Source organism: Martelella mangrovi (genome assembly GCF_040545495.1).
Classification (GTDB): Bacteria; Pseudomonadota; Alphaproteobacteria; order Rhizobiales; family Rhizobiaceae; genus Martelella; species Martelella mangrovi.
Genome location: NZ_JBEPLY010000001.1, coordinates 443,978 through 463,194, shown reverse-complemented (window position 1 = coordinate 463,194; position 19,217 = coordinate 443,978). Strand labels below are relative to the sequence as shown.

16 protein-coding genes and 1 tRNA gene are annotated in these 19,217 nt (G+C 53.3%); 2 read left to right on the top strand and 15 right to left on the bottom strand.

The window, feature by feature from the left end; all coding sequences use genetic code 11:
- Positions 1-4: 4 nt before the first annotated feature.
- From ABID12_RS02150 to ABID12_RS02085, 14 genes are all read right to left on the bottom strand, one after another.
- Complete coding sequence (locus ABID12_RS02150) at positions 5-1,309, bottom strand: hypothetical protein (protein ID WP_354432912.1); 1,305 nt, start codon at positions 1,307-1,309, stop codon at positions 5-7.
- The gene (locus ABID12_RS02145) at positions 1,306-2,814 is read right to left on the bottom strand and encodes a lipopolysaccharide biosynthesis protein (RefSeq protein ID WP_354432911.1); all 1,509 of its coding nucleotides are present in this window, start codon (positions 2,812-2,814) and stop codon (positions 1,306-1,308) included. The genes ABID12_RS02150 and ABID12_RS02145 overlap by 4 nt, the downstream gene beginning before the upstream one ends.
- A gap of 26 nt (positions 2,815-2,840) precedes the next feature.
- The gene (locus ABID12_RS02140) at positions 2,841-3,905 is read right to left on the bottom strand and encodes a polysaccharide pyruvyl transferase family protein (RefSeq protein WP_354432910.1); all 1,065 of its coding nucleotides are present in this window, start codon (positions 3,903-3,905) and stop codon (positions 2,841-2,843) included.
- A 73-nt stretch (positions 3,906-3,978) separates the two neighbouring features.
- Positions 3,979-4,701 carry a CatB-related O-acetyltransferase gene (locus ABID12_RS02135; protein WP_354432909.1) on the bottom strand — a complete coding sequence of 241 codons (723 nt, stop codon included), beginning with the start codon at positions 4,699-4,701 and terminating at the stop codon, positions 3,979-3,981.
- Between the two features lie 45 nt (positions 4,702-4,746).
- A complete protein-coding gene (locus ABID12_RS02130) occupies positions 4,747-5,529 on the bottom strand; it encodes a sulfotransferase domain-containing protein (RefSeq protein ID WP_354432908.1) in 783 nt (260 codons plus the stop codon).
- A gap of 80 nt (positions 5,530-5,609) precedes the next feature.
- A complete protein-coding gene (locus ABID12_RS02125) occupies positions 5,610-6,899 on the bottom strand; it encodes a glycosyltransferase family 4 protein (RefSeq protein ID WP_354432907.1) in 1,290 nt (429 codons plus the stop codon).
- Positions 6,900-6,918: 19 nt separating this feature from the next.
- A complete protein-coding gene (gene fcl, locus ABID12_RS02120) occupies positions 6,919-7,854 on the bottom strand; it encodes a GDP-L-fucose synthase (RefSeq protein ID WP_354432906.1) in 936 nt (311 codons plus the stop codon).
- A 73-nt stretch (positions 7,855-7,927) separates the two neighbouring features.
- A complete protein-coding gene (locus ABID12_RS02115) occupies positions 7,928-8,962 on the bottom strand; it encodes an acyltransferase family protein (protein ID WP_354432905.1) in 1,035 nt (344 codons plus the stop codon).
- A 68-nt stretch (positions 8,963-9,030) separates the two neighbouring features.
- Positions 9,031-10,149, bottom strand: a complete 1,119-nt coding sequence (gene gmd / locus ABID12_RS02110) for a GDP-mannose 4,6-dehydratase (protein ID WP_354432904.1) — start codon at positions 10,147-10,149, stop codon at positions 9,031-9,033.
- On the bottom strand, positions 10,146-11,420 hold the full coding sequence (locus ABID12_RS02105; protein WP_354432903.1) for a WcaI family glycosyltransferase: 1,275 nt from the start codon (positions 11,418-11,420) through the stop codon (positions 10,146-10,148). Before ABID12_RS02105 ends, gmd begins: the two co-directional genes overlap by 4 nt.
- Positions 11,421-11,519: 99 nt before the next feature.
- Positions 11,520-12,305, bottom strand: coding sequence for a 3'(2'),5'-bisphosphate nucleotidase CysQ (cysQ, locus tag ABID12_RS02100; RefSeq protein WP_354432955.1), 786 nt, complete (start codon positions 12,303-12,305; stop codon positions 11,520-11,522).
- A 14-nt stretch (positions 12,306-12,319) separates the two neighbouring features.
- Positions 12,320-14,218 carry a bifunctional sulfate adenylyltransferase/adenylyl-sulfate kinase NodQ gene (gene nodQ / locus ABID12_RS02095; RefSeq protein WP_354432902.1) on the bottom strand — a complete coding sequence of 633 codons (1,899 nt, stop codon included), beginning with the start codon at positions 14,216-14,218 and terminating at the stop codon, positions 12,320-12,322.
- The gene (gene cysD / locus ABID12_RS02090) at positions 14,218-15,123 is read right to left on the bottom strand and encodes a sulfate adenylyltransferase subunit CysD (RefSeq protein ID WP_106307762.1); all 906 of its coding nucleotides are present in this window, start codon (positions 15,121-15,123) and stop codon (positions 14,218-14,220) included. Before cysD ends, nodQ begins: the two co-directional genes overlap by 1 nt.
- Positions 15,124-15,267: 144 nt before the next feature.
- The gene (locus tag ABID12_RS02085; protein ID WP_354432901.1) at positions 15,268-15,492 is read right to left on the bottom strand and encodes a hypothetical protein; all 225 of its coding nucleotides are present in this window, start codon (positions 15,490-15,492) and stop codon (positions 15,268-15,270) included.
- A gap of 83 nt (positions 15,493-15,575) precedes the next feature.
- Between ABID12_RS02085 and ABID12_RS02080 the strand changes: the two genes are divergently transcribed.
- Positions 15,576-17,414 carry an SLC13 family permease gene (locus ABID12_RS02080; protein ID WP_354432900.1) on the top strand — a complete coding sequence of 613 codons (1,839 nt, stop codon included), beginning with the start codon at positions 15,576-15,578 and terminating at the stop codon, positions 17,412-17,414.
- A gap of 179 nt (positions 17,415-17,593) precedes the next feature.
- Here ABID12_RS02080 and ABID12_RS02075 read toward each other — a convergent pair.
- A tRNA-Gly gene (locus tag ABID12_RS02075) sits at positions 17,594-17,667 on the bottom strand.
- 501 nt (positions 17,668-18,168) lie between these two features.
- On the opposite strand from ABID12_RS02075, the gene ABID12_RS02070 reads away from it, so the two are divergent.
- Entirely contained in the window at positions 18,169-19,212 is a 1,044-nt protein-coding gene (locus ABID12_RS02070; protein ID WP_106307833.1) for a DUF475 domain-containing protein, read from the top strand.
- Positions 19,213-19,217 lie beyond the last annotated feature (5 nt).

The following is a 19,217-nucleotide window of genomic DNA, read 5'->3' as shown; positions in this document are numbered from 1 at the left end:
CAGATTATTGTGCGGACCTGCGAGATGGCAGACGGACATTCTGCATTATGACTATGCATGCGATGCAGACATATATCGGTACAAATATTCTCTGAGTAAGTCCGAACGGAGAGAAAAATATAGCCCAGGTTAACCAAAAAAAACATAATAATTCTAAAGGGCCGCTTGGCCTGAAGCCAAAAACAGAGGCAAGAATCGCTCTAAATGATATTATAAGTATAAACAGCCAGAATAATGCCCCTATTAAACCGTGATTAACCCATGCAGAAAAAATGAACGAATGCGTCGGTATTAAATCGCTTCTGTGAACAAATTCAGAATTCCAGTTAATGTCCTCACCAAGGCTTTCCTTGATCTGAAAATACTCCATTCTCAAGGAACTATCTTTTGCATATGAACCATAACCCAAAAAAGGCTTCTCTGCGATAGCCTTCAGGGAAATAAGCGACTCGGAACGCCCCCCTAACAAGACACCAAGCCCAGATTGAGACTGCATGATATACTTTTCCCTGACCTCCTGACCTAAGGCACCCGATCTAACCAAGTTGCCGTAAAGGCCCTCAGCGATCGGATAAATCGCAATAGTCAGAAAGATGAGGGAAATCCCGGCTATTGTCCGAGTTACCGTCCCCAATCCTCTTAGGCCGCCGAATGATGCAGCACCAGCCAAAAATGTATTCAAAAATAGTGAGCGGCTGTTCAAAGCTAGATGAACAAATGCAAATATCATTGTAAACAAGCCCTGCTTTTTCCGAGAAAAGCGCTGCTTTTCAAGATAAATAAGCAAGATAATTGTTATAGCAGGCCCGTTGCCAAACTTCCACGCCACACCAAAGAAACCATCCGCACCAAACGCCGAGACCCCAAGCACGTTTTTCAAAATCATAGACAACGCCATACCGAAGAGAGCAAGCGTATAGCGCTCTTTCTTTCCGTCAATCAGAACAAACAGAACGAAAAAGTACCCCCCGAAAGTCCAAAACGAGGCTTGTGATCGCAGAATATCCGTAACAGCTGTATGTGCACGAAAATCACTTACGATCGAAACCAAACACCATAAGGCGAGCAATGAAAGTATCGGATACAGGAACGGCTGACGAAAATTGAAACGGCGCGACTTCGTCAGAATAACCGGGATCAGAATGAACAACGCCAAATCGGAAGCAAGCAGTGTTCCAACGAGCGGAACACGGATGACGGTCAAAAGCGGTAAAAGAAAACACCAAACTGCCTCAAAACGCAGGTACTTCTTTTTCACCCTGAGCTGATGAACTGCTCTTGGTTTGGGGTGCCGCGATCGCCCACTCATGAAGACACTCCCATTTTCAGCCTTTTTTTAATTATTCGTATCAACCCCATCATATCCGATAGTGGTGGCCTCAAGATATTTAACAGATAACTCACTGCGCTCATTTCAATCAAAGTGACAGTTACTTTAACTGTCAGAACGCACATGGCAAAGCTCGTCAGTAACGTTGACAAAGCTATACCGTTGAGGCCGGAAATTTTTCCCAAGATCACGGCCAACGCCAAGCCTAGTATCGAAATGACGGAATACCCCCACACAATAGGGCGATGCCTATTGGACCCAAGCCTGATTGAGCTGGCTATTCTCCAGATTCCTTCCAAGACGTAGGTGAACAATAGCAAAGCGAACAATTCGTAATGAAATGCTATGTTTCCATGCGTCCAATATGAAAAAATCATATCTCCGAATATCAGAAGCGGAACCGTTACAGAAATTGAAAGCCAGAAGGTTATACTCGAAAGGCGCATCAAAAGGGAGGCGAGGAGAGGTATATCGTCTTTCTTCTGCATAAGGCCGGCTTCAGCCCGGAAGGGCTGTGCAAACATCTGCAAAGACGACGTTATCATCCGAGCCAAAGTACGATGAGTCGTGAAAACCGCAACAGCCGCCGTTCCCGCGATCGTTCCGACAACAAGCGTTATGCCTTGAAGTGAAAAAGAATAAGCGAGCGGCATCAGGAGGTATTCCATGCCGATGAACAAATACGGAAGCAGTCGCTCCTGCCTTTTTGAAAATATTGCAAAAGAGGGTGGAAGTGAACGCCTATACAGGGGAATAGAGCAGGCTGCATATTCCAGTCCTCTGAACGTGGCATTTAACAAAGCCACGCCAACCGGACCAAAATGAAGGTAAAAGACAGCTATAAAGGTAGCAATAACGCGAACATATGCGCTAATCGCCCGGATCAAAAGACCAATATGAAAGAGCTTTTTGACACGCAATCCGGCCATCAACGCATTGCTGTTCATTGAAATCATCGCACCTGCTACAAGCGACAGAAACGTAAGAAACGTTTCGCTCGGCGTCATGATAGACAAGCCAAGCCACTTATTGAGGGGGATTACCGCGGTAAACATACAGAATACAGCAAAAAAAAGAATAGAATATCCCGTAAAGGATGCTGTATATTCTGTGAAGAAACGCTTGACACCTTCTTCTTTTTCCTGTGAAGCGCGCCTGGCAAGTTCATTTGATCCAGCCTGCAGAAATCCGAGATCCGACATCGAAAAATAGATCGGGATGGCGCTCACCAGCAACCATTCGCCGTAAAGGTCGACGGACCAGGCCGACAATAAAATCGGCACCAGAAACAGCTGCTCGAAAGTTCGAGCCATAAGCGCCATTGCAGACGCACCGCTTCCCTTCAGGATTCTGTTAAATGCCAAGCTCATCGGGCCACCCAAAGGAGAACTTTTGCACCCATATACATCAAAGATGGTCCCTAAACCTGAAATCGCGAGCGCCGTGAATGTGGCCGGAGAGTAAGCGACATTTGCACGCGGCAATATTTGTCTCGAATTGCGCCGCTACCTTAAACTTTTCCAGGCAGCACTCCGACCGCCGCCGCGAAGTCACTCTTAAGCCAATCCGTCAATTCCAGATGGAAGGGTTCGAGAGCGCCAGGCGCAAGATGCATGAAGCCGTTTTCGTGAATGACGGGGACGCGCTCAAAGAGTTTAAACCGTCCGTCAACCTGCTCAACCCGCACAGGCTTTCCAAATGACAGGCCGGCGACACCGGCATGAACGCGATCTGTTAAGACCCCCGCACAATACTTATAAATCGCCAGGAAATTGAATGGATTGTAACTGATATAGCTGTTGGCCTTTGAAAAGATCAATTGTGGCAAGGGCGAAAAGGAATGAACCGGACGAACCACTTTCCATGGTCCGACGTTGTCGGGCGACGCTCGACGATGCTCGAAAAAGCGCATCAAACGCCACTGCCGCTGGGAGAGCTGCTTCGGCCATTCAAGTTCAAGCCCCGAAGAGAGCAGATCTGTCGCTGTGGCCGAAACATTCACGAAATTAGGCTCGTATCCCCGGTAATAGCTCGAGCAGATGTAAGGCTTTCCCAGAGAAAGATTGGGAAGATGGGGCATTTTGTCGACAAAGAATGCGAAACAAATGCCGTCCATCTCGGCCGGTGTTATTCCTTGCAACTTCTCGAAACTCGGATGGTCCCGTGTGTGAACCGCCACTGGCGGATGCTCCTCAAGAAACTGACGAACCTCCTGCATGATCGCCTTGTCAGTCGTCGCGTGCACCGAGAGAAGACTATATGTCTTTCCGCGGCGAAGGATTTCGAGGATCAACGGCGCATATCGACGCTTAAAGGTCTTACCGACTATCGGTCCGGAAAAAACGTAATGGTCGGCATCAACCAGATAACGGCTGTCGAAGACAAACTTTTCATGTTTACCCGGACGGAAAGCTCTATCAAACGGACCATCAAAGCTGACAACATCGCACTCCGTAAAAATGGAACGAAGTTGGCTTATGATCGAGTTTTGATAAAATGCATCACCGATATTGTTCCAGGTAGAGCTCTCTACGGCAATCGTGAAAATTCTATTTTTCGTATTTGTATTTTCCATATTATATCTTTTCTATGTTAAATGCACACATCTCAGGTGAATACATACCGATAGATGGGAATATGCCACGGGACTATTGTCGCTTGAATTTCGTTTTTCGGGACAGCGTTTCGAACAACTCCGGGAGGTCGGCCTCGTCGAGCGGCCTATAACCAAATTGCGCTCCCATGCGCGCGAGCTGTGAATCGTCTCGATCCCACCACTTCAACGATTTGAGCGCTTCGATAGTGGCCTCGGAAAACCGTTTTTTGATCAACTTCGCCGGAACTCCACCTACTACCGTGTAGGGAGCAACATCTTTCACAACCACTGCGCCCGCAGCAACAACAGCTCCATCGTGGACCGTGACGCCATCAAGCACCAGGACACGCGCGCCTATCCAGACATCGTTTCCTATTGTTGTTCCCATGCTTTCATGAAAATCAGCACTCACCTTTGTATAGACAAGGCCTGTCTGACCTTTCTTTGAATAGAACGCAGGACTGGTCGAAACGTAATTGGTCGGGTGTCGACCCAAACCGCCAAGTATTACATCCGGTCCTATACTGCAAAAACGACCAATACTTGTATCTTTAACACGACTACCTTGACCTAAATACGACCCCCGACCGAATTGCGAAGTCCGAACGAATGTATTTTTCGTCAATGTGACGTGATCTTCAAACGTGGAGGCAGCATCGACATCCGACGAGAATGACGCGCGAAAGCCAGTAATCTGTCGCTGAGCCACAAGACGACGCCCCAAGACCCAGCCGATCTGCCCTCGCCACTTTCGGATAATCGTTTTCAGAAACATGGACAAAAACCTCTCTTGCGCAAAAGGCCGTTCAATAATTTCCGCTCACGGCTCATAGCCGAGCCGGGCCATCACATCCCCCCATGCATCAGAAATAATCTTCTTGTCTGAATCACTGAGTGATTGACGAACTGCAGAACTCGAGCTCCTGACGAACTGGATATCCTTGCGAGCGTGCTTGTAGCCCTTGAAGCCCTTTTCAAGTCCCTCGCCTTCAAGTCGCGCCATGTTTTCCGCCCCACACCAGTGGATTGTTTCCTTCATCCGTTCTTGCGAGACTGCGAGATCAAAGAATTTCGAGATATCTTCCATGCTCAAATCGAGCGATTGCTTGAGGTCTTCATACCGTATCATCAAAAAAGAAGTCGAATTCTGATGGTCGAGCCAGCTTTCGGTATGCTCTCCCCAAGTTAAAAAGCTCTTTCCCCACTTGCCCTCCACCCAGTTCCGGACAAATTCAGATAACGAGTATGTTTCGTCAAACACCCGGTTTTTCAAATGATAATAGTAAAACGAGACGGCGACAGCATATGGATGTCTCACAATGAACAACACCTTGCGATATTCACTGTGATAATAGTCGTGGCTCTTGAGAAGCCGGGGAGACTGCAGCCTAGCCATCCGCAGTGGGCTTTCGGAATGAATATCCGCGACCAAGTCATTTATCGTGACGAAGTTCACATCTTCGACCTTCTCTGCCATCATCGATGCCACGATAAAGTCCAGCCATGTATTGCCTGATTTCGGATAGCCGACAATAAAGCGATCGTCCGGACGCACCTTGAAGTCACGGCCGGTCCCACCAAGTCCAGCAATACTGTATGTCATTTTTTTGAGCCGTCGAATTGACATAAAATACTCTCTTATATCCTGATAAATCGATATTTATTTAAATATAATAGATGCAGCTATTGATACAACGCTTCCAGGTTAGCGCCATAATTCTTCTGTGTGTAACGTTCCAGAATCAGTGACCGATTGAACCTGCCCATCCGGGAAAAGGAGGCCGTTTCGTTCAACATTTTTTCAATCGCTCCCGATAATCCTGCCGGATCACTGACAGCCACTAGCAGCCCGCCTTCTCCGTCCTCAACTACGGAACCGGCATTTTTGGTCGTAATCACGGCACATCCGGCAGCCATCGCTTCAAAAACCACTCGTGCAGAGCCTTCTGCACGAGATGGAAATATAAAAGCATCCGTGCAGGACATCAGCTTAACGAGCTCTCCCTGCGGCAGCATCCCATGATAGGTAACCCTCGGATCCGAAAGCAAGGCATCATATTTTTGACGTGCACTTGCCGTTAACGATCCAGCTATGTGCAATTCAACCCTCGCATGGGGAATAGCGGCAAATGCATCTGCGATTTCGTCTACACCTTTACGGGGACCAACCCCGCCCGCAAACAGAAACCGGACCGGACGGGTACTTCCCTGCCCGTAATACTCGCGCTGTGCGGGAAGGCGCGTAAGGAACTTGTCTTCCACGCCCTGATAGATAACGGCAATCCGGGATTGGTCAAAGCCCATGAACGCAAACGTCTCGGCCACGAAATCAGAATTCACGAGCACAAGATCCGCCCTCTCCAGATCGTCCTGGATAACACCCCAGATACCGTCCGGACGAGGCGGACGAACTTCGGGAAAGCGTCCACCGTTGGCCACCAGCACATCCAGCAGCGCCGGGTGCACAATCGAATGATCGCAGATCGTCTTCATGCCGGCATCGGCAGCGACCTTCACCGATGATTGCCCGAAGCCGGCGCGATAATGATAGATGCGTGCCCCTTTTTTCGCCGCTTGGGGCAGATGCCGGGCCGCATGACGTCCATAGATCTCAAACGCCTTTTTCTGAAGCGCAATGTCGGCGAATTTGGCTCTGGGCACACCCCGAAGCGAAATGCCTGCTACGCTTATCGCTTCGCTGAGCCGATTCTGCCTTATCAGATCATCTGGAATTTCTTCTTTTCTTCCGAGCAGTCTCGAAAGCTTTGCCGCGCCGGGAATTTTGGGACTTTTCAGAAGCTTCTGTTCAAGCGGCGTCGGATATCCCCCACAGATCAGAAGCGCGAGCCGATTGCGCCGTGCCATTTCCGCCGCGGAAAACAGCAGATGGAAGTTCCTGTTTCCGGATGAGATAACCACATCCCGGCCTACGCCACCGCCGCGATCGAGTTCTGATCTGGTATCCGTTGCCATGGCCGAACGCTCCACGAATTTAGACCCTTTCCCTCAGAAAGAGATCGTAGGTTTGCCTGAGACCGTCTTTCAGTGAACGGACATTATTCCACCCCATGGCGTTTAGCCTTCCGCTGTCCATCAATTTACGCGGTGTGCCATCAGGCTTGGTGCTATCGAATGTCAGGGTCGCCTCGTAGCCCACGACGTCTGCAATCGTCTCCGCCAGTTCCCGGATCGTCACCTCAACGCCGGAACCGACATTGATGTGCTCGTAACCGGAATATTCCTTCAGCAGAAAGACCAGTGCATCGGCCAGATCATCGCAGTGCAAAAATTCACGCAAAGGCGTCCCCGAGCCCCAGACCACGACCTCCTTTTGCCCCGACAGCTTTGCTTCATGAAACTTGCGCAGAAGCGCCGGAAGCACGTGTGACGACTTGAGATCGTAGTTGTCACCAGGCCCGTAAAGATTGGTAGGCATCGCCGAGATCCAGTCACGACCATACTGCTTCCGATGTGCCTGACACAACTTGATCCCCGCGATCTTGGCAATGGCGTACCATTCGTTTGTCGGCTCAAGCGGGCCTGTCAGCAAGGAGTCCTCGGGGATCGGTTGGGGGGCCATCTTCGGGTAAATACACGAGGACCCCAGAAACAGGACACGCTCCACATCGGCCTGGTGCGCGGCGTGAATGAGATTCATCTCGATCATGAGATTATCGTAGAGGAAGTCCACAGGATGCGTGTCATTGGCCAGAATGCCTCCGACCTTCGCTGCAGCGATAATGACGGCATCCGGTCTAGTCTTGTCCATATAGTCTTTGACCGCTCTCTGGTCGAGAAGATCGACAACCTCGCGACCTGCGGTGATGACCTCGCACTCCTCCTCGGCCAGTCTCCTGACGACTGCGCCACCGACCATTCCGCGATGTCCTGCGACCCAGATTCGCTTGCCGGCTAAATCATAACTCATTGAAAAATCCTTTTCTATCGAACGACTCGCGGGGCACATCCGTCAGAAATTGTTTAAGACACATAAGCATAACTCACTCACCCACACTGTTTTTCGACGAAACAGTATTCGCCTTCCTTGGTCTGGCTTCACGAAAAAAGGCGGGGAGCGTCTTGCGGAAAAGCCTGTCGAGGGGCTTTTCCAGCAGAAGGTGGGTCGCGCACCCGAAGACCAGCGTGAATGCAATGGAAGCAAATGCGAGTACATAGCCAGCTGACGATGGCAATCCGACAATGACGCCAGCTTTAAAGAGCACCGGCAGCGTCAGGACCTGAACGAGATAGATGGCATAGGAAGCATTACCCAGAAGCAGCGCCAGGGGTGAACTCCATTGCGGCAGCAGAAGCGCTCCAGCCACGATCAAAACGGCAGGAATCCCCCAGTAAATCAGCCGCATCTGCTCTCCCTGCATGAAAACAGAACTGAAAAAAAGCAGAAGAAGACCACCGCAAAGGAGAATGGAAGCGTATACCGGCCTGGTATTCCAGGTTTCCTTCCTGAAAAGAAATGCCAGCCCCATGCCGAACAGAAATTCGAACGCCAGCGGCTTCAATATTCCAGCCAAGACAAGAAGAACCAGGGCAGCTCCGACGATGAGCGCACCATAACGAAGCTTCGGAGCAAAAATAGCCAAGGAAAAGATGATGTAGAACAGAATCTCATATTCGAGACTCCAGCCGACATATATGATCGGCGAGCCTGTCGTATATATCGAGATGAACCCGAGTGACGCTACAATTGTCTCCATCGTGACAAAGTTCGACCTGAAAACGAACGGTGCCAAAATCTGCAAGGCGATAATCAGGAGCGTTAGCGACCAGTAAAGCGGCAGAATGCGAACGGCGCGATTCCACATGAATGCCATCGGACTTTTCGGCCGCCGCTGCTGGATATAGACCATCAGAAAACCGGAGATCACGAAGAAGATATCAACTCCGCCAGCGCCCCAGGGCACAAACAGCCTGCCGAGTTCTGTCGGGAATCCGTAATTTTCGGCAATCCCGACAACATGAAAGCAAACGACAGCTGTCGCAGCAAAAGCTCGCAATGTCTGAATGTTTGCTATCATGAGTATGCCTTCCCAGACATCCGAGTCAGACACACCCTACACGCGCCTGACTGCAACTTGATTGAAAACTAACCTTCTACACTCACCGGCAATTCCAGACCGTGCTCCTTCAGCAGAGCATGACGACGGGCGGCCTTGTGGTCGGCTGCCACCATTTCGCGGCACATTTCCCGAGCCGTAATCTCCGGCACCCATCCGAGCTTTTCCTTTGCTTTCGAGGGATCCCCCAGAAGCGTGTCCACTTCGGCGGGACGGAAATAACGCGGGTCGATCCTGACGATGACCTGTCCGGGTTCGACGGCCGGGGCCAGATCGCCTTCGACCTTGGTCACCGTACCGGTTTCCTCGACACCGTCGCCGGAAAATTCAACGGTAATACCGAGATCGGCAGCGGCCCAGGTAATGAACTCGCGGACCGAATATTGAACTCCGGTCGCGATGACGAAATCCTCCGGCGCATCCTGCTGCAGCATCATCCACTGCATACGGACATAATCCTTGGCGTGCCCCCAGTCGCGAAGACTGTCGATATTGCCCATGTAAAGGCAGGGCTCCAGGCCCATAGCGATATTCGAAAGACCGCGTGTGATCTTGCGCGTCACGAACGTCTCACCGCGGCGCGGGCTTTCATGATTGAACAGGATCCCGTTACAGGCAAACATATCGTAGGATTCGCGATAGTTCACCGCGATCCAATAAGCGTACATTTTGGCGACGGCATAGGGCGAACGCGGATAAAACGGTGTCGTCTCGCGCTGCGGAATTTCCTGTACGAGCCCGAACAATTCCGATGTGGAGGCCTGATAGAACCGGGTCTTCTTTTCAAGCCCCAGAAAACGGATGGCTTCGAGAATACGCAGCGTTCCTACCGCATCGACGTCGGCCGTATATTCAGGGGCTTCAAACGAGACCGCAACATGCGACTGGGCGCCGAGGTTGTAGACTTCATCCGGCTCGATGTCGCGGATGATCCTGGTCAGGTTCGACGTATCGGAGAGATCGCCGTAATGCAATTTCAGCCGCGTATCATTCATATGCGGGTCTTGATACAGATGATCGACGCGCTGGGTATTGAAAAGCGACGCACGGCGCTTGATACCGTGCACCTCGTAGCCCTTTTCCAGAAGAAGCTCGGTAAGGTAGGAACCGTCCTGTCCAGTAATCCCGGTAATCAACGCTTTTTTCATTGAAATTTCCTCACGTTTTCAGGTCCTGTACCTGCTCTTCTTGGCGTTCCGATTAACATTTCAAATTGGCTTTTCAGGCGATCCAGGATCGCTGTCATGTCCCATCGCGCCAGCGCTCGCTCGCGGGCCATCTGGCCAAGTGCCGCTCTCCTGTCCGGCTGCTCCAGCAGTTCCTCAAGCGCAGCTGCCATGGCCTCGCTGTCACCGGGCGAAACAACAATTCCGGCACCTTCAACCTCATGGGCAAGAGCGGTATCGGGCATAGCAGTCGCAATCACGGGACGCCCTGACGCCAGCATATTCGTCAGTTTCGACGGCAGCACCAGATCAGCGGCGCCGGCGATCTGCGGCAGCAAGTGTACATCGGCCATTCCCAGAAGGTCACTCAGCTTTTCGACCGGCTGCAGAGGGAAAAAGCGTATCATCGGAAGATCTTCGCTTGCACGAACCAGTTCGGACCGCATGGGACCGTCTCCGCACACAACGATGGTCAGATCGCTGCGGTGCTGGAGCCGCCGGGCAACCTCGACCAGAATTTCCAACCCCTGCTTATTTGCAAGGTTTCCCGAATAAAGCGCCACATAGGGTGTCGTGACCCCCAGTTCCGCCTTGAGCGGCGAGGTGCCATCAACGGGACGAATTTTTTCAAGGTTCGCCCAGTTTCGTAACTCGTAAATCCGTTCTTCGGACACATTCTTCCTTCGAAGCTTGTCGACCATTGGCTTGGAGATGGAACTGATGCGATCAAAACGCGTCAGGACAAAACGTTCGAAAGCTCTCGCCACGCGCCCGATACGGCTGTCTTCCTTGATCAGCCCGGTCGCAAATGCCGCTTCGACTTCATAATCCTGGATGTGAAGCCAGGCCTTCGCGCCGCACAGCCGGGCGCCGAGCCAACCGACAGGCGCAGACACCATCGAAGGCGCGACAACGAACACAACATCAGGCCGACCGGTCAGAGCCTTCCAGAAAACAACGGGCAGCGCCGTCACCGCGAAGCTGGCATGATGCAGAATACGTCTTATGCCTGTGGGGTTCTTCGGGACGTAAAGCGGACAATGGACGGCCCGGACACCACTTTCGCTCTGCTCACGACGCCACCGTATACCCCTCCATCCCTCAAAGACCTTCCAGCAAGGATAGTAGGGCAATGCGGTGACAACATCCGTCCTGATGCCTTCGCTCGCGAAATGCTCGGCCAAACCGGATGTGTAAACTGCGGTCGAAATAATTTCCGGAGAATAATTAATGCCTACAATAAGAAGACGCATATGAGCATCGTTATCCGTTGTGGTTATCGTGAATATTAAAAATAAAAATCAATTATAACACAATCAGGCGGAAATCATGATGATTTCATTCCGCGATATTCAGTTCAAATCGGTCTTCGAACCCCATCCGACAAAAAAGGGATTGGCAAAATCACTGTCGCTATCCTGGTTGATCTTGCCATAAACAAATATTGCGTTGTCCGTGCGGTAGGTCATGCCACCGGCGGCGCGCAAAACCGCATCGCCGGCAGCCGTGTCCCATTCCATGGTCCGGCCGAAGCGCGGATAGACGTCGGCAAGCCCCTCGGCAACAATACAGAACTTCAGGGAGGAACCGACCGAGGTGAAATCGGTCACACCAATTTCCTGCATGAATGCTTCGGTTTCAGGACTGTTGTGCGAACGGCTGGCCACCGCCACCAGTTCCTTGCCTTTTGTCCTGCAGGCGATCGCAGCCGATCCGGCAACCTTGCCATCGCTGACATCCAACTTTTCCGCACCACCCTGCGTGGTCCGATAAGCGACCCCTTTGGCAGGTGCGTAGACAATACCGGCAACCGGAGCGCCATCTTCGATCAGCGCGATATTGACAGTAAAGTCCTCGCGCTTGTTGATGAACTCCTTGGTGCCATCGAGAGGGTCAACCAGAAAGAAAGATGAGCCGGAGATATCCGGCACGCGTCCGGCGGCGACAGATTCTTCCGCAACCACCGGAATATCGGGAAATGCCTTGTTGAGGTGGCAGAGGATAATCTCCTCGGCCTTTTCGTCGGCGACCGTAACGGGGGATGCATCATCCTTGTAGGATACCTCGATGCCGTTCTCGTAAACGGTCATGATTGCGTCGCCGGCTTCAAGCGCGGCATCCAGAAAGACCTGGTTCATATCTGCCATCACTCTCAATCCTTCTGCTCAAGCTTCGACAGGTATTCCTCGATCCGTCCGGCCAGTTCGAAGGGATCATGACCGACAGTGTGGAGATGAACCTCCGGATTTTCCGGTGTTTCATAGGGAGAGGAAATGCCCGTGAAGTTGTCGATCTCACCCGCCTGCGCCTTCTTGTAGAGGCCCTTGGGGTCTCGTTCGGCGCAGACTTCCAAAGGCGTATCGACGAAGATTTCGACAAATTCACCATCATCCATCATTTCACGCGCAAGCCGGCGCTCGGAGCGGAATGGCGAGATGAACGAGACCAGCACGATCAGGCCGGCATCGGCCATCAGGCGCGCGACTTCCGCGACACGGCGGATATTTTCGACGCGGTCTTCAGCGGTAAAGCCGAGGTCCCGGTTGAGGCCGTGGCGGATGTTGTCGCCGTCGAGCATATAGGTGTGCTTGCCCTTGGCATGGAGGATTTTTTCCAGCGCATTGGCAACCGTGGACTTGCCCGAACCGGACAGCCCGGTGAACCAGAGCACGGCCGGCTTCTGTGCCTTCAGGTCTGCATGCGCCTGCTTGTTGACCTCGACGGCCTGCCAGTGAACGTTCTGCGAACGCCGAAGCGGGAAATCGATCATGCCCGCGCCAACGGTCTTGTTGGAAAGGCGGTCGATGATGACGAAATTGCCCGTCGTGCGATTGTCCTTATAGGCGTCGAAGACGATCGGCGCCTGGGTCGATATATTGCAGACACCGACCTCGTTCATGTTCAACGCCTTGGCCGCTTCATGGGCGAAGGTGTTGACGTTGACATGGTATTTCAGCGCCGTGACGGTCGCAGGCGTGGAGTCGGCTTCGGTGCGCAGGATGTAGGAGCGTCCAGGGATCATCGCGTCAGCGTCGAACCAGATGATCTTTGCCTGGAACTGGTCGGCCACGTTCGGGCGCGCTTCCGGCGCAACAAGGATATTGCCGCGGGAGACTTCAATCTCGTCTTCGAGCGCCAGGGTTACGGCCTGGCCGGCCTCTGCGCTCTCAAGATCACCATCCATGGTGGAAATCTGTTTGATCTTGGAGGACTGTCCCGATTTGGCAACCGTCACCGTATCACCGACAGAAACCTTGCCCGAGGCGAGCTCACCGGAAAAGCCGCGGAAATTCAGGTTCGGCCGGGTGACAAGTTGTACCGGCATCCGGAACGGTTTTTCAATGAGATCGGATTCGACCGGAACCGTTTCAAGATGATCAAGCAGGACCGGACCCGTATACCACGGCATGTTTTCAGACGGCATCGTGACATTGTCGCCATAGCGCGCCGACATCGGGATCGGCACGATCGTTTCAAAGCCGAGATCCTTGGCGAAATCCAGATAGTCGGCGACGATCTTGTCGTAGACTTCCTGCGAGTAGTCCATCAGGTCGATTTTGTTGATCGCAACCACGATGTGGCGGATGCCGAGCAGCGAGGCGATATAGGAATGGCGGCGTGTCTGGCGCAAAATGCCCTGACGGCTGTCGACCAGCACAACGGCGAGATCGGCCGTAGAGGCACCGGTCGCCATATTGCGTGTATATTCCTCGTGGCCAGGCGTATCGGCAACAATGAACTTGCGCTTTGCGGTGGCGAAGAAGCGGTAGGCAACGTCAATCGTGATGCCTTGCTCGCGCTCGGATTCAAGCCCGTCGACCAGCAGCGCAAAGTCGATGTCCGTCCCCGTCGTGCCATGCTTGGCGCTGTCACTTTCGAGCGAGGCAAGCTGGTCTTCGAAAATCAGCTTGGTATCGTAAAGAAGTCGTCCGATGAGCGTCGATTTACCGTCATCAACGGAGCCGCAGGTCAGAAAACGCAACAGCGACTTCTTTTCCTGCTCGGCGAGATATTCGATCATGTCGCCGGAAAAATCGGTCAACTCATTCATCAGAAATACCCCTCGCGCTTCTTCTTCTCCATCGACCCGGCTTCATCCTTGTCGATCATGCGGCCCTGACGCTCGGAGGTGCGCGCCGTCAGCATTTCGCGAACGATGCCCTGCAGATCATCGGCTTCGGATTCCACCGCACCTGTCAGCGGGTAGCAACCGAGTGTACGGAAGCGCACCATCTTTTCCTCGACCTTTTCGTCGGGTCCGATGGGCATGCGATCGTCATCCACCATGATCAGCGCGCCATCCCTTTCAACGACGGGACGTTTGGCCGCATAATAAAGCGGCACAATCGGGATATTCTCCTTCATGATGTACTGCCAGATGTCGAGCTCGGTCCAGTTCGACAGCGGAAAGACGCGGATCGATTCCCCCTTGCCAACGCGGGTGTTGTAGGTCTTCCACATCTCCGGACGCTGGCTTTTCGGATCCCAGGCATGCTGGGCATTACGGAAGGAAAAGATACGTTCCTTGGCGCGGGATTTCTCCTCATCGCGCCGCGCGCCACCAAAAGCCGCGTCGAAACCATATTTATCGAGCGCCTGCCTGAGACCGACGGTTTTCCAGATATGCGTATGGGTGTTCGAGCCGTGATCGAACGGGTTGACATTCCCTTCGACGCCTTCCGGATTGATATGCACCAGAAGATCAATGCCGAGATCCTTCGCCATCTTGGCGCGGAAATCGTACATCGCCTTGAATTTCCAGGTAGTATCGACATGAAGGAAAGGAAAAGGCGGCTTGGCCGGATAAAAGGCCTTCATCGCCAGATGCATCATCACCGACGAATCCTTGCCGATCGAATACAACATAACCGGCCGTGAAAACGTCGCGGCGACCTCACGGAAAATATGGATGGATTCTGCTTCCAACCGTTGCAGGTGCGTAAGGGACATTACTATTCCTGAAATTGAATTTCAAAAGCGATTTAGGGATAGACCTTTAGAATTATGCGTTTTCTGCGAAAACTCTCAAATCAACTATACTGTCTGCAGTTTATAAAAAAAAATTCTATGGCAAAAAAATATTCAGATCGAAATTCGCCTTCAAAACAGATCGGCACCACGCAGACACCAACACTCATCCTGCTTCGGGCCACTTACAGATTTCAATATGGCTTTAAAAAGAATTTGCGCTTCTATAAGGATATTTTCATATAAGTTGGCTGAACGCAAGCGGGCACGTAGGGGCGAATTAGCCGTGCGAGGCAGATATCTCTGATATGTTTCAAAAAGACTGTTTGCTGAAACCACGCCGATCAGCGCGGCCATGGCGCTCGGATAAAGATTTTGATAATCCTGTATGAAATTATAAGAAATACATTTTTTAGTTTAAAATTTCGGGTTACCACACCGTGGATCAATTCTATCTGATTTCGACATTCCTGGTCGTGTTCGGGGCGATCATTATGTTCGCGCTCGACAGGTTTTCGATTGAATCCATCTCGTTGGGCGTGCTCGCGGCTCTTTTTCTGATCTACGGCATCGTTCCTTACGAGGGGACTGCCGGCCAAACGCTGAGCCTGACGGAACTGCTATCCGGCTTCTCCTCGCCCGCACTTGTCACGGTTCTGGCGCTTCTGATTGTCGGGAAAGGTCTTTTTGCCACCGATGCGATGGAGGGCATCACCCGCCATGTCGGGAGGCTGTGCGGCAGTCGTCCGCGTATGGGGGTGGCAATCATCCTTGTGGTGGCGGGATCAATTTCCGCGTTCCTGAACAATACGCCTGTGGTCGTCATCTTCATTCCGGTACTCACGTCGCTTGCCGCGACCTTTCGGTTGCCGGCCTACCAGATATTCATGCCGCTCTCGTTCATCACGATCCTCGGCGGCATGACAACCGTCATCGGTTCGTCGACGAATATGATCGCCGTCGGCATGGCTGCCGACAGCGGCCTTGAAATCGGATTTTTCGATATCACCGGCATGGGCATCATCCTGGCGCTGATCGGATATGCTTATGTGCTTTTGTTCCTGCCGCGGCTTCTCGGCGCGCGACAGACCGAACTGCGCACAAACATGGACGGTGACGGCGGTCAGTTCATCGGAGAAATCGCCATCGCCGCAGAAAGCCGCTTTGCCGGGCTGCTGCCGATAACAGGTTTCTTTCCTCAACTCAGACCATTCTCCCTGCACTCGATCGTTCGCGGTGCAGGCGGCGAAAACAAGGTGCTTTTCCCACCCTTCAGCGAAGATCTGAAGCTGCAGCCCGGTGACCTTCTGCAGATTTCGGGGAGCCGCAAGGCCTTTATGGATCTCATTGCCAGTGGAGAAGCCGTCACCTTTGGCGAACCGGAAGAAGAGACGCACATCAATGCCGGTCGCCGGCAAGGTCCGCATTACCACCTCGCCGAAGCCGTCATCGCACCGGGATCACGGTTCGAGGGCCGAACGGTTCGCTTCTGTGGCATTCAGCCCCGTTTTCATGTCACGATCGTCGGCATCCGCCGCAAGAACAGGATGGGGCGCGGCGCTTTCGGGTTCCTGCGGCTTGAGGCCGGCGACACGCTTCTTCTCGGCGGCACCGAAGAAGACATCATGTCGATGCGCGGCAATCATGATATTCTGCTGCTTGAGCATTCGGCTCAATCCGTTCCGCCTCGCAGCCGCGCCCTTGTTTCCTTCATCATCTTTGCTGCAGTCATCGGGCTCTCGGCCCTTGGAATTTCGCCGATTGCCGTCAACGCCGTGCTTGGCGCACTGGCGATGATTGCGACTGGATGTCTGACTTTGCAGCAGGCAGCACGCGCCTTCGACCGACAGATATTTCTCCTGATTGGCGCCTCGATCGCGCTGGCAACGGCTCTGGAGGTTTCCGGTGGCGCGTCACTGATTGCACAGGGGGCCATTGCGCTCGCCGGCGGCTCATCCGCGGTCATGGCGATAACGATATTGTTCGTTGCCGTCGCGATCATGACCAATATTCTTTCCAACAACGCGGCAGCGGCGCTTTTCATGCCGATTGCCCTCAATATGGCCCATCAGATCAACGCACCGCCGCTCGCCTTCGCAGCCGCCGTGATCTACGCCGCCAATTGCTCGTTCGCGACGCCGATCAGCTATCAGACCAACCTGATGGTCATGGGGCCCGGGCACTACAGCTTCGCAGATTTCCTGAGAGGCGGCCTTCCGCTCGTGATCATCATTGCAACCGCTTTCGCCATTCTGGCGCCGGTCTATTACAACCTCTGACCGGACGCGGACAAAACCGCCGACTGTCCCAAAACGCCTCGGACCAATCAGGTCGCCGGGCGCCAAACATCCGCAGGATAAGGAGCTTCCAGCGCCGAAGCGCGGGCAAACAATCGGCGACCGCAAAGCGGCTGAATGAAAAGCAGTATCGCGGGTGAAACTGAGTGCGTTGAAATCACTGGAGCGGGTAACGGGAATCGAACCCGTGCGTTCAGCTTGGGAAGCTGACAGGCTACCATTACATCATACCCGCAGAACCGAAACGGCCCGCCGCCGTTCATTACCACCACCGCCGGCTTTCCGGCAAGCTGAAAAACCGGCGAAGACGGGACGTTGTGCAAAGGACAGTCGCGGGAACCGGGCGATCATCCGTTTTGTGGCGCGCCAGCACTGAAATCGGCGACAGGTTTTGCCTGCGCCTTGACCGCAGGGGTTGACGCCTTGTGCCGGTTCGCTATCTCTGTATCTGTCGATCGCATTCTTGAGCCGGCCCGCCAAAAACGGCCGGCCGGAGACGCCTCCCACGGGGATTAAGACCTGTTCTTTTCAGGGGACGCTGACGGAATGCAGACGGCAAACCCGGTGCCGGGCCCCTCTGGCGAGAGTTTGACGGCGCTCTCGTGATGTCGGTACCGCCCGCAAATTAGCCGGCGGACATGTTTATCATGCTTCAAATCCCGTTACCCGTGACGCATGCGTTCAACGTATGCGCTTTTACCCGTTGCCACGCCTCTAAGAGACCGGAGGCGCGGCCATGACGTCCACCCTTTCCTATTTCAAATGGGCCTTCATCATCACCGTCGCCGGCCTGCTGGCCAGCAGCATCTATGGTTATTTCAGCTTCGGGTTCAGCGGCGCCCTCACCTTCCTGTTCATCACGGCCGTGCTGGCTGTTCTTGAAATCTCGCTGTCCTTCGACAATGCCGTCGTCAACGCCAACAAGCTCAAGGCCATGAGCCATGCATGGCAGCGGCGCTTCCTGACCTGGGGCATTCTGATTGCCGTCTTCGGCATGCGGCTGCTGTTTCCACTGGTCATCGTCGCGCTCGCGGCAAAGATCGGCCCTTTCGCCGCAGTGCACCTCGCCTTTGCCGAGCCACGCGCCTACGCCGCGATCATGCACAACGCCCATCTTTCGATTGCCGCCTTTGGCGGAACATTCCTGCTGATGGTCGGGCTGACCTATTTCTTCGACTGCGACAAGGACGTTCACTGGCTGCCATGGCTAGAAGAGCCGATGGCACGCTCCGCCTCGATCAAGGGTATTGAAATCGGGATTGCGCTTATCGTCATTCTGATCTTCTCCGGACTTGTAGCGGAAGAACGGTCCGAGGATTTCCTCTACCCGGCTCTTTACGGCCTGATCACCTTTCTGGCCGTCGAAATCCTGAGCGGGTTTCTCGACGCCAGTCAGGCAAAGGCGGCAAAGACGGCCGCCCAGGGCGGGCTCGGCGCCTTCATCTATCTGGAGGTCCTCGATGCCAGCTTCTCCTTCGACGGCGTGGTCGGCGCTTTCGCGCTCACCAAGAACCTGCTGGTGATTGCCATCGGGCTCGGGATCGGCGCCATGTATGTGCGCTCGCTCACAATCCTGCTCGTTGATCGCCAGACGCTCTCCCATTTCCGCTTTCTCGAACATGGCGCCTTCTATGCGATCCTGGTGCTGGCGGTGATCATGTTCACCCAGACGCTTGTTCATATTCCCGAAGCGGTAACCGGCCTTGTCGGCGCAGGCCTGATCGGACTGTCGCTCTGGTCATCGCTGCGCTGGCGCAAGCAGCTGAAGGAAGCACTGTAGATCAC